Here is an 11,461-nt window from a genome sequence, read left to right on the forward strand (position 1 = left end):
CTAGGCGATAGGTGACCAGCCTTCAGGCGCCAGGCTGGAGCCCGTAAACTCAAAGCCAGGAATAACGGTGCAGCTTACCAGTGCCCAGCCAGCCAATGGTTCGGCAGCCTGCCAGCAGCCGGCCGGCACATGTCCCTGCGGGCTCTCGCCTGCCAGGACATCCCCTCCCAACAAGAGCGTTTTGGCCGCGCCATTGTCGCTTGCGATCGACAGGCGAAGCGGCGCGCCCGCATGCCAGAACCAATGTTCGTCTCCATCCACGCGATGCCAGTGCGACCGCTGATGGGACTCCAGCAGAAAATAGATCGCCGTGCCCGCGGCACGCTCGCCCGCCTCAGCGGCCGCACGCCAGGTCTCCCGATACCAGCCGCCCTCGGGATGCGGCGACAGACCGAGCGCCTCGATCACCTGTTTTGCTTTTTGTCCATCGCGTTGCGCCATCGTCGATACCCAAATTTATTGACATCTTTTCAGTAATTTGTCTCGTTGCCGCACGTTCATGCAACCTCCGCCACTATCGGTGGTTCAAGCAGCAAATCGTTTGTTTCGGAGGAGATATTATGCGTAAAGCCGTTCTTGCCATTGCCGCTGCGTCGATGGCGATCCCCCTTTCCATGGCACTGCCTATCGATGGCGCCAATGCTCGTCACCATTATCGCTACAAGGAATGGCGCGGCCGTGACGGGCGAGAATATTGCCGCAAATCGGATGGTACCACCGGCCTTATCGTCGGCGGTGTCGGCGGCGCGCTTGTTGGCCGCGCGATAGACACCCGCGGCGATCGGGCGACCGGAACGATCCTGGGCGCCGCTGGTGGCGCCTTGCTAGGCAAGGAAATCGACAGCAAGCGTCGCTGCCGCTGAGGTCCGGCGCGCAAGGACCACAACGGATTTTCCGCGCATGATCCTTTAGCGCAGGAATAAGCGTCAGATTGGGCGAGACCCCCCGCAGTCATGAAAAAGGGCGGCTTCCTGAGGGAGGCCGCCCTTTTTTCACATGACAATCCCGGTTATTCGGCGGCTGCGCCCTGGGCTTCTTCAACCTTGAACCCGACCGCCTGGCCGCCGGACACGCCGGAAACCTTGCCGTTTTTCACCGCCAGGTTGAACGCGACAGCGCCGGGATAACGACGACCAGAAATGCGCTGAACGCCCTCGGCGGTTTCCTTGACCTGATAAACGTAGGTATAGCCCTCGTGCGTGAAGCGCTGCTTGGCTTCTTCCGCCTGCGCGGGAGCGGCGAGAGCGACAATCGCGCCAAAAGCGCCGGCGACAACAAATTTGGACAGCATTCGCATGGGTGTACTCCTTGTGAATGCCGATCAAACACCTCCGAATATTCTTTTCTGTTGAACAAAGGCCTAGGGTGGTCGCCAAGTTGAGGACAATCGCAAATTGGGGCGGCGCAGTTGCATTTACCGCAACCAATCCCGGATGACCTCGCTAACCTTTTGATTTAGAGATGATGTGCCGGAATTCTTGCTCTGTGAGGGGAGCCACCGATAGGCGCGACTGCCGCAACATGACCATCCCAGCCAACGCCGAATCCGCTTTCATCGCCTTCAGCGTCACAGGGTGGTCCAGCCTTTCCCTGGGCGCGACATGGACGGCAATCCACTTGCCGCTATTGTCCGTGCTGTCGGGCGCGGCTTCCTCGACGATCTCCATGATCCCGACAGCCTCAAGACCGATGTTGCTGTGATAGAAAAGCGCCAGATCGCCCTTTCGCATCGCCTTCATGTGAAGCTGTGCCGCATGGTTGCGAACACCGTCCCATTCCGCCTTCCCCTTTTTCACGAGGTCATCATAGGAGAACGCATCGGGTTCGGATTTCATCAGCCAATAGTTCATCACGCTTTCTTGCATCAGCGTGCCAGGGCGATCAAGGATGCGCTTGCCGGAGCGCCCTGCCCCGACGGGCGCCACCAAGCTGATCGGAGATGGGATAGTGTCTCAAGCGGTTCTGGACCAAGTACCGATATTGTCGATGAAGGCCCTGGATCGACCGTCTTTCGCCTCTGCGCTGGGCGCCTCGTTCCGACGCTTCGGCTTTGCCATGGTCCGCGATCATGGCATGGACCGGGCTCTGATCGACCGGGGCTGGTCGCTCGCCCGCGACTTTTTCGCTCTGCCGGACGACATAAAGCGCCGCCATGATGCCGGGACCAACAGCGGTCAACGCGGCTATACAGCGTTCGGCACGGAAATCGCCAAGGGCGCGAGCGAAAACGATCTCAAGGAGTTCTGGCATGTCGGCCGGCAACTTCCTCCGGGCCATCCGCTCGAAGGCACCATGCCGCCTAACATCTGGCCTGATGACCTGCCGGAATTCCGATCTGTCTTCTCAAGCCTCTACGCCGATTTCGAGCGCGTCGGAACGGAATTGCTCCGCGCGATCGCCGTCTATCTGACGCTGGAGGAGCATTGGTTCGACGATGCGATCCGCGATGGCAATTCCATCCTGCGCTTGCTCCATTATCCACCGGTTTCTCCGCAGGCTGCCGGAATGCGGGCGGAGGCGCATGAGGACATCAACCTCATCACGCTGCTGCTGGGGGCGGAGGAAGGCGGGCTTGAGCTCAGGAAGCGCGATGGCAACTGGCTGCCCGTCGTGCCGCCGCCAGGCGCGCTGGCGATCAACGTCGGCGACATGCTCCAGCGGCTCACCAACCATCAACTGCCTTCGACCACCCACCGGGTTATCAACCCACCGCCGGAGCGTCGCAATGTCGCGCGCTACGCCATGCCCTTTTTTCTTCACCTGCGACCCGATTTCCTGATCAAACCGCTGCCGCAATGTGTCGACGACGGACATCCCGCCATTGACCCGCCGATCAGCGCCCACGATTATCTGACCGAACGGCTGCGCGAAATCGGTCTCATCAAGGCATAGGGTGCCGGATCAGGCGCCGCGATCACTTCCGCCAGCGGCCGAGTGTGATACCGATCTCCTCGCCTTTTTCGCTCAGAGCAAGCTTGATGATCTTCACCTCGACATGCAGCACCTTGTCGTCCTGCAGGAATATGGTGTCGATAATGTGGTCGGCGACCGCTTCTATCAGCGTAAAATGCTGCCCCTCCGGTAAAGCCGACGTCGCCGCATGTTTGAGGTCCATGTAATTTTTCGACCGGGACAGCGGCGTATCCGCTTCATAGCATTCTGCGATCTTCAACCGCGCCCTGATCGAAATCCGCAGGGGCTGCGGCAAGTGCGTTTCTTCCGAATAGATGCCGGTCAGGACATCCACGTCCAGATGATTGACCTCCAGCGTCAGAAAATCGTCAAATCCGCTGATCATGTCTTTCCTGCTGCTGGCGTCGGCCAGAATAGACTTTAATTTTGCGAAGCAGGCGCTAAGGCCGCCGCTCCCGGCGCGGTCCATGCGCCATTGACGGCGGATCGGCAAGACGTGTCTCACATTGTTCCCCTGAACATAGCGACGGAAGGCACCATCAACCGGCTGCTCGATGATGCATTCGGGCCGGACCGGCATGGCCGCACAGCCTATCTGATTCGCGACGGGATGCCCTGGCTGCCTGGATTATCGTTCGGCGTCCTCGACGAACATGGCCTTCTGGTCGGTTCGCTGCAAAGCTGGCCGGTTGCGCTCACACATGCGGACGGGTCGCAGACCCCGCTCATCATGGTCGGGCCAGTGGCTGTCTCTCCCACGCTTCAGCGGACCGGCCATGGTCGCGCGATGATGGACGCGGTCGTGACTGCCGCCCGATCGCATGGCACCGAACCGCTGATGATGATTGGGGACCCGGAATATTATGGGCGCTTCTGGGGCTTTTCGGCGGACGGGACGACTGGCTGGGACTGCCCCGGCCCGTTCGAGCGGCGGCGGCTGCTGGCCCTTTCGGTTGATGGCAGCCCCATCGGGGGGCACGGCATGCTGACCCCACGCGCTCGCGTAAAGGCGTGAATTCCCTTTTGCCTTCGGGCGCGGTCGGTCCTATCTCGACCCCATGCCAATGGACCCGCCTCCTGATCTCGCCAGCCTGTCGCTGACCGATATCGCTCGCCTGCTCGCCGCAAAGCGCCTGCCGCCTGTGGACAGGTGGAATCCCGATCATTGCGGCGACAGCGAGATGCGGATCGCGCGGGATGGCACCTGGTTTCACCAGGGTTCGCCGATCGGGCGCGAAGCGATGGTGCGGCTCTTTTCCACCATCCTGCGACGGGAGGCAGACGGCTCCTATGTCCTCGTCACGCCAGTCGAAAAACTGTCGATCGAGGTCGAAGACGCACCGTTCCTCGCCGTCGAACTCAAGACCGAGGGCGAAGGCAGGGATCGCAGCCTCGCCTTTCGCCTGAACACGGGTGACCTTGTTTCGGCGGGGCCCGACAATCCGATCATCATCCGCGAAACGCAGGACGGACCCCACCCCTATCTGCACGTTCGTGCCGGCCTGGAGGCGCTGGTCGCGCGCAGCGTTTATTATGAGTTGATGAACCTCGCGTTGGATGAGGGCACGGATCGGGTCGGCCTGTGGAGCGCCGGGGCCTTCTTTCCACTGGACGGAGCGGCATGACGCTGACCGAGCGGCTGCGCCAGGCACTGGCGCAAGGGCATGAACGTGATATCGCGCTCAGCCAGGCCGATCTGCGCGATCCCCGGATCCAGGGCGAGATCGCGCTGGCGCCCGCCGCGGTCCTGGTCGCCATCACCGATCGTCCCGAGCCCGGACTGATCCTGACCGAGCGGTCTTCCTCCTTGCGCAAGCATGCCGGACAGATCGCCTTCCCCGGCGGCCGCGTCGATGAAAACGATGCTGACGAGATCGCCGGGGCGCTGCGGGAGGCGCAGGAGGAAATCGGTCTGGCGCCGCACCATGTCGATGTCATCGGCACGTCCGATCGCTATCATACCTTCACCGGCTTCGACATCGTGCCCGTGCTTGGGGTCATCCCGCCGGATCTGCCACTGACCCCTCAGGCTGATGAGGTGGCCGACTGGTTCGAACTGCCCCTCGCCTTCGCCCTCGACCCCGCCAACCGCGTGAAACGCAGCGTGGAGTTCGAAGGCGCCCAGCGCCATTATTATGAGATAATGTGGGGGCATCGCCGGATTTGGGGCATTACCGCCGCCATCCTTGCCAATCTGTCGCGCAGGCTGGGTCATGACCGCTTTACTGCCTGACGCGGCCTGGCGCCACCGGCCTGGTCTGGAGGACCTGTTGCACGCGTTGGGCGCGCACGAGGGCCGTGCCCGCTTCGTTGGCGGCGCGGTGCGCGATGGACTTCTGGGTCTGCCCGTCAACGATCTCGACGTCGCCACGGTGCTGGAACCGTCCGCCGTGGTCGAGCGGTTGAAGGCCGCCCGGATCAAGGCGGTGCCTACCGGCATCGACCATGGCACCATTACGGCGGTGATCGCTGGCTGGCCCGTCGAAATCACCACGTTGCGCCGTGATGTCAGCACAGACGGCCGCCGCGCCACCATCGCCTACACGACCGACTGGCGAGAGGATGCGTCACGTCGCGACTTCACCATCAACGCCCTCTATGCCGATCCGTTCAGCCATGAGATCACCGACTTCTTCGGCGGGGTAACCGATCTGCAAGCCCGCCGCGTCCGCTTTATCGGCGATGCCAGCGCCCGCATAGCCGAGGATCACCTCCGCATCCTGCGCTATTTCCGCTTCCTTGCCCGATTTGGCAGAAATGATCCCGATGACGAGGCCTACGCCGCCTGCCGCGCCGCAGCCAACAGCCTGATGGCCCTGTCGCGCGAGCGGATCGCCGATGAACTGCTGAAGCTGCTGACGCTGGACTCACCGCTCGCGTCGGTGCGCCTCATGGTGGAAGGCGAAATCCTGAAGCCGGTGCTGCCCGAGATCGATCGCCCCGGCCTTGAACGACTGGAACACCTCATCGCGCGCGAAGCGGCTAGCGCAACACCGCCAGTTGCGCTTCGCCGGCTCGCCGCTCTGCTCCCGCGCGACCCGTTTACCGCCGACGCCGTAGGCGCGCGCCTCAAACTGTCCAACAAGGCGCGCAAACGGCTGATCCTCGCGCTGGAGGCGCCTGACGCCGACTCGCAGCCGCGCGCGCTGGCCTTTCAGATTGGCGTCGAAGGCGCGATCGACCGCATCCTGCTGAACCCGACGCAGGCGATCGAGGATCTTGCGCTGCTCGAAGGCTGGACGCCGCCGCAGCTTCCGATCAGCGGAGGCGCGTTGATTGCCCGCGGCCTGCCACCCGGCCCTGATGTGGCCAAGGCCTTGGGCGAAGTGCAGCGCCTGTGGATGGAGGAAGGCTTTCCAGACGAACGCCGGGTAGCCGAGATCGCCGATCAGACCGTTTCGAAATTCCAGCGCGCACGCCAATAATCAAACGCTTCGGCCTCAGGCATCGGGCGGGCGAAATAATAGCCCTGCCCGTGGCCGCAGCCCATCACCTGCAGCGCATGAGCCAGCTCCTGGGTTTCGATCCCTTCGGCGGTCACATGCAGGTTCAGCGAATCGGCGAGCGACAGAATCGTGCGAACGATCGCCACCTGATCCTTGTCCTCCAGCATGGTGGACACGAAACTTCGGTCGATCTTCAATATGTCAATTGGCAGGCTGTGCAGGCTGGCAAGGTTCGAATAGCCGGTGCCGAAATCGTCCATGGCGATCGGCATCCGCAGGTCCTTGAGCGCAACCAGCAGTTTGCGCGCCTTGTCTGGGTCCGCGATGATCGCGCTCTCGGTAAGCTCCGCCGTCAGCCGGTTGCCCGCTATGCCCGAATAGCGCAGCGATTCCTCGAACATCGACGCAACGTCGTCGCGCGCCATCTGGATCGGCGACAGGTTTACGTTGACGCCGACTGGAAGCGGCTGGCCGAATTTCGCGTCCCAGCGGCTCAGCGCCTGGGCCGCTTCATAGGCCGCCCAGCGCCCGAGGGGGGTGATGAGGCCACTCTCCTCGGCCACCGCGATGAATTCCGCCGGTGGAACGCATCCCAGATCGGGATCGTCCCACCGCGCCAGCGCCTCGAACCCGGTGATCTCGCCGGTCTGCAAATGGATAAGGGGCTGGTAAGCGAGCGTCAGTTCGCCCTGCGCCAGCGCGGTCCTAAGGCGACTCTCGATGGAAAATCGTCGCTGGGCTTCCTTGAGCACACCGTTGCGGTAGATTTCCACCTTGCCGCTACGCTTGGCGATCTTCACCGCGGCCTGCGCCTTGCGGACGATATCGTCCGGATCATCATCCAGGCTGGTCGAAAGCGCGCAGCCGATCGCGCAATCCACCCGGATTTGCAGCTCGCTCAACCGAATCGGGGAGTTCAGCGCATCCCTGACTCGCTGAACGATGTGAAGGCAGTCTGACAAGCCATTGTTCAGACGAGAAAAGATGGCAAAGTCATTCCCACCGATCCGAGCAAGCACGTCACCCTGGCGCAAACTCGACTTCAACCGCTTGGCGACCGTTATGAGAAGCTCGTCTCCGGCCATCGGACCAAGGGATTCGTTGACCCGGCTGAAGCGGCTAAGATCGATGGCGATGATCCCGAACTGCGCGTGGTCCGACCATGGCAGATTGGACAGCCGGTCGTCGATTTCCTCGCCGAAGCCCGCGCGGTTCGGCAGCGCTGTCAGCCCGTCGGACAGTAGCTCGCGTCGCAGATTGCGTTCGGTGGCTCGGTCCGTCGTCCGATCTACCGCGCAAAACAGGATAAGATTTACCCCTTCCTCCGGCCGCGCCAGCAAGGCGGCGCTGCAGCAAAAATATTCGGGACCCAGGGGGCCTTCGCGCCGAAAGTCGAATAGCGTAGGGCCACTTTCCGCCCGGAGGTTCTCGACTACGCGGCCGCGCAATTCCTCAAGATGAAGCGATGGAATGGAAGGATCGACCTGCAGGAAAGCCCGTTGAAAGCCGGGGTTGCAGGCCACAAGCTGCAATTCTTTATCTTTCATGCGCAGAACCGCAGCAGCCTGGGGCAAGGCGGTCAGCCAATGTTCGGTCCCTGGAACATATCGCAAATATGCGCTGGCGGACCCCAGCACAGGGTCGCCGTGCGGCCTTTTCTCAGGCCGGGTACGCACGGGAAGCGAAGTCATGCCTCCCGCTTAACCCGCAGTGGTAAATTTTCGGGAAACGACAGACGTCGTTTTCGGTAACGGGATGTGTCGTTACGCCTTGGATTAGAAGCGGTTATCCCGGGGGAAGCCGACCGGCGGCATCCGCCCCGCTGCGCCCCGCGCTACGCGCCAGGGCGTCATGTCCGCCTCGGTCCTGGTACGCCCGCTCTCCCCGCCCATGGCCCAGCTAAGGCCACTCGCCATGGAAAAGGAGACCGCGTCCGAAAGGCCACCGTCGCGATAGCGCTGCATCTGGACGCCCTGTCCCCGCGCCATGCGTGGCATCTCGTCGAGCGAAAAGACGAGGAGCTTTCGGTTTTCACCCACCACTGCAACGCTGTCGGCGTTCGGTGCGATCGGGTGAACCACTGCCAATCGCGCGTCGTGCCGCACGTTGACCACCTGCTTACCCTTGCGCGTTTCGGCGATGATGTCGCTCACCGGCGCGACGAAACCGCGCCCATCCGATGAGGCCAGCAGCAGTTCCCCTCCGATCCGCGCTGGCAACAGGGCAACAATCTGCCCCTGGTCATCCATGTCGACCAGAGAACGCACGGGATCACCGAACCCGCGCCCGCCAGGCAGCTTGTCAGCGCCCAGGGTGAAGACACGTCCCGTCGACGTTGCCAGCAGCAGCTTGTCCGTGGTCTGCGCGTGGAAGGCGATCATAGGGCCGTCGCCTTCCTTGAATTTCAACGTATCGGCCGAAGCGAGATCGCGATGGCCGCTCATCGCCCGGATCCAGCCGCGCTCGGACAGGATCACGGTGATCGGCTCCTTCTCGATCATCGCCTCCAGCGGGATTTCACGTGCTGGCGCCGCTTCCTCGACCAAGGTCCGCCGCTTGCCGAATGCGCTGTCGGGGGAATAGCGCTTGCGCAGTTCGGCCAGGTCCTTCTTCAGGCGCGTCCGCTGCCGTGTCGGGCTTTCGACCAGCTTCGTCAGCTCATCGCGCTCCTTCAGCAGGGTCGAATGTTCGCGCCGAAGCTCCATCTCTTCCAGCCTGCGCAAGGATCGCAACCGCATGTTGAGGATCGCTTCCGCCTGACGATCGTTCAGCTGGAACTCCTCCATCATCACGGCCTTGGGCTCATCCTCAGTCCGGATGATCTCGATCACCCGATCGAGATTGAGATAGGCGATGATATAGCCGTCGAGCAGTTCAAGCCGTGCCGCGATCTTGTCCAGCCGGTGGCGAGCCCGTCGCACCAGCACGTCGATCTGGTGCTTCAGCCATTCCACCAGCACGGCCTTCAGCCCCAGGACGCGTGGCGTACGGGTCGCGTCGAGCACATTAAGGTTGAGCGGAAAGCGATTTTCCAGGTCGGTCAGCCGAAACAGGCTGTCCATCAGAAGGTCTGGATCAACTGTGCGGGCGCGCGGTTCGATGACGATGCGGATCTCTGCGTCGCTCTCGTCGCGCACGTCGGCCAATATGGGCAGCTTCCTGTCATTGATGAGCGCCGCGATCTGCTCGATCAGCTTTGACTTCTGCACCTGAAAAGGAATCTGCGTCACCACTGCGACCCAGGTGCCACGGCCGCCATCCTCCTTGTGCCAGCGCGCGCGGGTGCGAAACGATCCCCGTCCGGTCGCATAGGCTTCTGAAAGGATGGACGGATTGTCCACCAGAACACCGCCCGTCGGGAAATCGGGGCCGCGTACGATCTCCATAAGATCGGCATGCCCGGCGTCGGGATTGTCGATCAGCAGGCTGGCCGCGTCGATCAACTCTGATACATTGTGAGGCGGGATGCTGGTCGCCATGCCCACCGCGATTCCGCTCGCGCCGTTGGCGAGCAGGTTGGGGAACAGGCCGGGGAAAACCTCCGGCTCCTCATCCTCGCCATTATAGGTTGGGCGGAAATCGACCGTACCTTCGTCGAGGCCCGCCATCAGGTCGGCGGCCGCCTGCGTCAGCCGCGCCTCGGTATAACGCATCGCCGCGGCATTATCGCCGTCGATATTGCCGAAATTGCCCTGCCCGTCGACCAAAGGCGTCCGCAGCGAAAAGTCCTGCGCCAGACGCACCATCGCGTCATAGACCGACGCGTCGCCATGCGGATGATATTTGCCGATGACGTCGCCGACGACGCGGGCGCATTTCTTGTAACTGGTCGTGTTGCGCGCCGGGTCGGCAACCAGCACATCGGGCGCGGCGCCCGCCGGCTCCATCCGCAGCAGCCGCATCGCCCAGAGCAGCCGGCGGTGCACCGGCTTCAGTCCGTCGCGAAGGTCCGGCAGCGATCGCGCCGTGATCGTCGAAAGCGCGTAGACGAGATAGCGCTGCGACAGCGCGTCGTCGAACGGGTGGTCCTTGATGGCATCGAACGGGTCGCGGAAATCGGTCATCCCGGTCGGGATAGCAGTGCCGCGACGAAACGGAAACGGGCTTTGAACGTCAGAAGCGCCGTCCGGAGGGAAGGCGTGGGAAACGAACGGACCGATGACCAGGAAACCGCGGACAAATCAGCGGGACCTTCATCGCAGGGCTTGCACATTTGGGGCAAGGCGCCACTTTGCGCGCGTGTCCGATTCCAGCCCCTCCCCGATCCCCGTCCTGCCTCCTCCACCCTCTTCGCTGCTGACGGGGGCGGCACTGTTCCTCGACTTTGACGGAACATTGGCGCCGATCGCCGCTACCCCCGACGGCGTGGTCGTCGATGGCGCGTTGCTATCGTTGCTCCGCCGCCTGCGCGACGTGCTAGAGGGGCGATTGGCGATCGTCAGCGGCCGATCAGTGGCGACGCTGCGCGAACTGGGCTTTGCCGACTTTCTGCTGGCCGGCACCCATGGGCTGGAGTTTGCTGATCCCGGCGCTGCGGTTGAAGCGCCCGTGCGCGATCCTGCCGTTGATGAGGCGGAAGCGGCATTCAACGGCTTCGCCGCGGACAAGCCGGGACTGTTGGTCGAACGCAAGTCGATCAGCGTGGGACTTCATTTTCGCGGCGCTCCGCAATGGGGACCGTACGCGGGTGATCTGGCCCGCTCGCTGGCCGAGCGGCTCGGCCTGGCGGTGCAGCCGGGCAAGATGCTTTTCGAGCTTCGGCCGGGCGGCGCGGACAAGGGCAGCGCCGTCCATGCACTGATGGCGCGCGATCCCATGGCCGGGGGCACGCCGCTGTTCATCGGCGACGATGTGACGGATGAGGAAGGCTTTGCCGCTGCGGCTGAATTGGGAGGGGCCGGCATATTGGTCGGCCCGCCCAGAGCGACGCTCGCCGCATTCTCCTTGGAACAGGTTGCCGCCGTCAGGCATTATCTTTCACTGGGGGTCGCCGCGACCGATTGATCGACGACCGGCGTCCCCGTCGTTTGGACGACCAGGGGGCAGACCGATAGTAAAGTTCAGTGACACGATATTCGCCGGGAAAGAGCGGACGCTCGACC

The 11,461-nt window shown here is 62.9% G+C and carries 13 protein-coding genes; 7 read left to right on the forward strand and 6 right to left on the reverse strand.

The annotated features are described in order from the left end of the window. Positions 1–441 (reverse strand): cupin domain-containing protein, encoded by a 441-nt coding sequence (locus tag AAC640_RS01435; RefSeq protein WP_340264297.1) that lies wholly within the window; start codon positions 439–441, stop codon positions 1–3. 119 nt (positions 442–560) lie between these two features. On the opposite strand from AAC640_RS01435, the gene AAC640_RS01440 reads away from it, so the two are divergent. Continuing rightward, positions 561–863 carry a glycine zipper 2TM domain-containing protein gene (locus AAC640_RS01440; RefSeq protein WP_340264298.1) on the forward strand — a complete coding sequence of 101 codons (303 nt, stop codon included), beginning with the start codon at positions 561–563 and terminating at the stop codon, positions 861–863. A 146-nt stretch (positions 864–1,009) separates the two neighbouring features. On the opposite strand, the gene AAC640_RS01445 is transcribed toward AAC640_RS01440, so the two are convergent. Then, positions 1,010–1,291: a hypothetical protein gene (locus AAC640_RS01445; protein WP_340264861.1), complete on the reverse strand. Its 282-nt coding sequence runs from the start codon at positions 1,289–1,291 to the stop codon at positions 1,010–1,012. A 151-nt stretch (positions 1,292–1,442) separates the two neighbouring features. After that, a complete protein-coding gene (locus AAC640_RS01450) occupies positions 1,443–1,850 on the reverse strand; it encodes an EVE domain-containing protein (protein ID WP_340264299.1) in 408 nt (135 codons plus the stop codon). Positions 1,851–1,947: 97 nt separating this feature from the next. Here AAC640_RS01450 and AAC640_RS01455 point away from each other — a divergent pair, with 97 nt between their 5' ends. Further along, positions 1,948–2,892, forward strand: a complete 945-nt coding sequence (locus AAC640_RS01455; protein ID WP_340264300.1) for an isopenicillin N synthase family dioxygenase — start codon at positions 1,948–1,950, stop codon at positions 2,890–2,892. A gap of 22 nt (positions 2,893–2,914) precedes the next feature. Here AAC640_RS01455 and AAC640_RS01460 read toward each other — a convergent pair whose 3' ends face one another. Next, complete coding sequence (locus tag AAC640_RS01460; protein ID WP_340264301.1) at positions 2,915–3,298, reverse strand: dihydroneopterin aldolase; 384 nt, start codon at positions 3,296–3,298, stop codon at positions 2,915–2,917. Between the two features lie 111 nt (positions 3,299–3,409). On the opposite strand from AAC640_RS01460, the gene AAC640_RS01465 reads away from it, so the two are divergent. Genes AAC640_RS01465 through AAC640_RS01480 form a run of 4 tightly spaced genes read left to right on the forward strand, consistent with a single transcriptional unit; the run spans position 3,410 to position 6,338 of the window. After that, entirely contained in the window at positions 3,410–3,928 is a 519-nt protein-coding gene (locus tag AAC640_RS01465; protein ID WP_340264302.1) for a GNAT family N-acetyltransferase, read from the forward strand. A gap of 43 nt (positions 3,929–3,971) precedes the next feature. After that, positions 3,972–4,538 (forward strand): DUF1285 domain-containing protein, encoded by a 567-nt coding sequence (locus tag AAC640_RS01470; protein ID WP_340264303.1) that lies wholly within the window; start codon positions 3,972–3,974, stop codon positions 4,536–4,538. Continuing rightward, positions 4,535–5,146 (forward strand): CoA pyrophosphatase, encoded by a 612-nt coding sequence (locus tag AAC640_RS01475; protein ID WP_340264304.1) that lies wholly within the window; start codon positions 4,535–4,537, stop codon positions 5,144–5,146. Before AAC640_RS01470 ends, AAC640_RS01475 begins: the two co-directional genes overlap by 4 nt. Next, on the forward strand, positions 5,127–6,338 hold the full coding sequence (locus AAC640_RS01480) for a CCA tRNA nucleotidyltransferase (protein ID WP_340264305.1): 1,212 nt from the start codon (positions 5,127–5,129) through the stop codon (positions 6,336–6,338). The genes AAC640_RS01475 and AAC640_RS01480 overlap by 20 nt, the downstream gene beginning before the upstream one ends. On the opposite strand, the gene AAC640_RS01485 is transcribed toward AAC640_RS01480, so the two are convergent. Both AAC640_RS01485 and parC read right to left on the reverse strand, forming a co-directional pair. Beyond that, positions 6,302–8,050, reverse strand: coding sequence for a putative bifunctional diguanylate cyclase/phosphodiesterase (locus tag AAC640_RS01485; RefSeq protein ID WP_340264306.1), 1,749 nt, complete (start codon positions 8,048–8,050; stop codon positions 6,302–6,304). The two genes, AAC640_RS01480 and AAC640_RS01485, sit on opposite strands and share 37 nt — an antisense overlap. An 84-nt stretch (positions 8,051–8,134) precedes the next feature. Continuing rightward, entirely contained in the window at positions 8,135–10,423 is a 2,289-nt protein-coding gene (gene parC / locus AAC640_RS01490) for a DNA topoisomerase IV subunit A (RefSeq protein WP_340264307.1), read from the reverse strand. A 175-nt stretch (positions 10,424–10,598) separates the two neighbouring features. Between parC and otsB the strand changes: the two genes are divergently transcribed. After that, positions 10,599–11,363, forward strand: a complete 765-nt coding sequence (gene otsB, locus AAC640_RS01495) for a trehalose-phosphatase (RefSeq protein ID WP_340264308.1) — start codon at positions 10,599–10,601, stop codon at positions 11,361–11,363. The last annotated feature ends 98 nt before the right edge of the window (positions 11,364–11,461 follow it).

The sequence above is a fragment of the Sphingobium mellinum genome (assembly GCF_037860795.1).
Classification (GTDB): Bacteria; Pseudomonadota; Alphaproteobacteria; order Sphingomonadales; family Sphingomonadaceae; genus Sphingobium; species Sphingobium mellinum.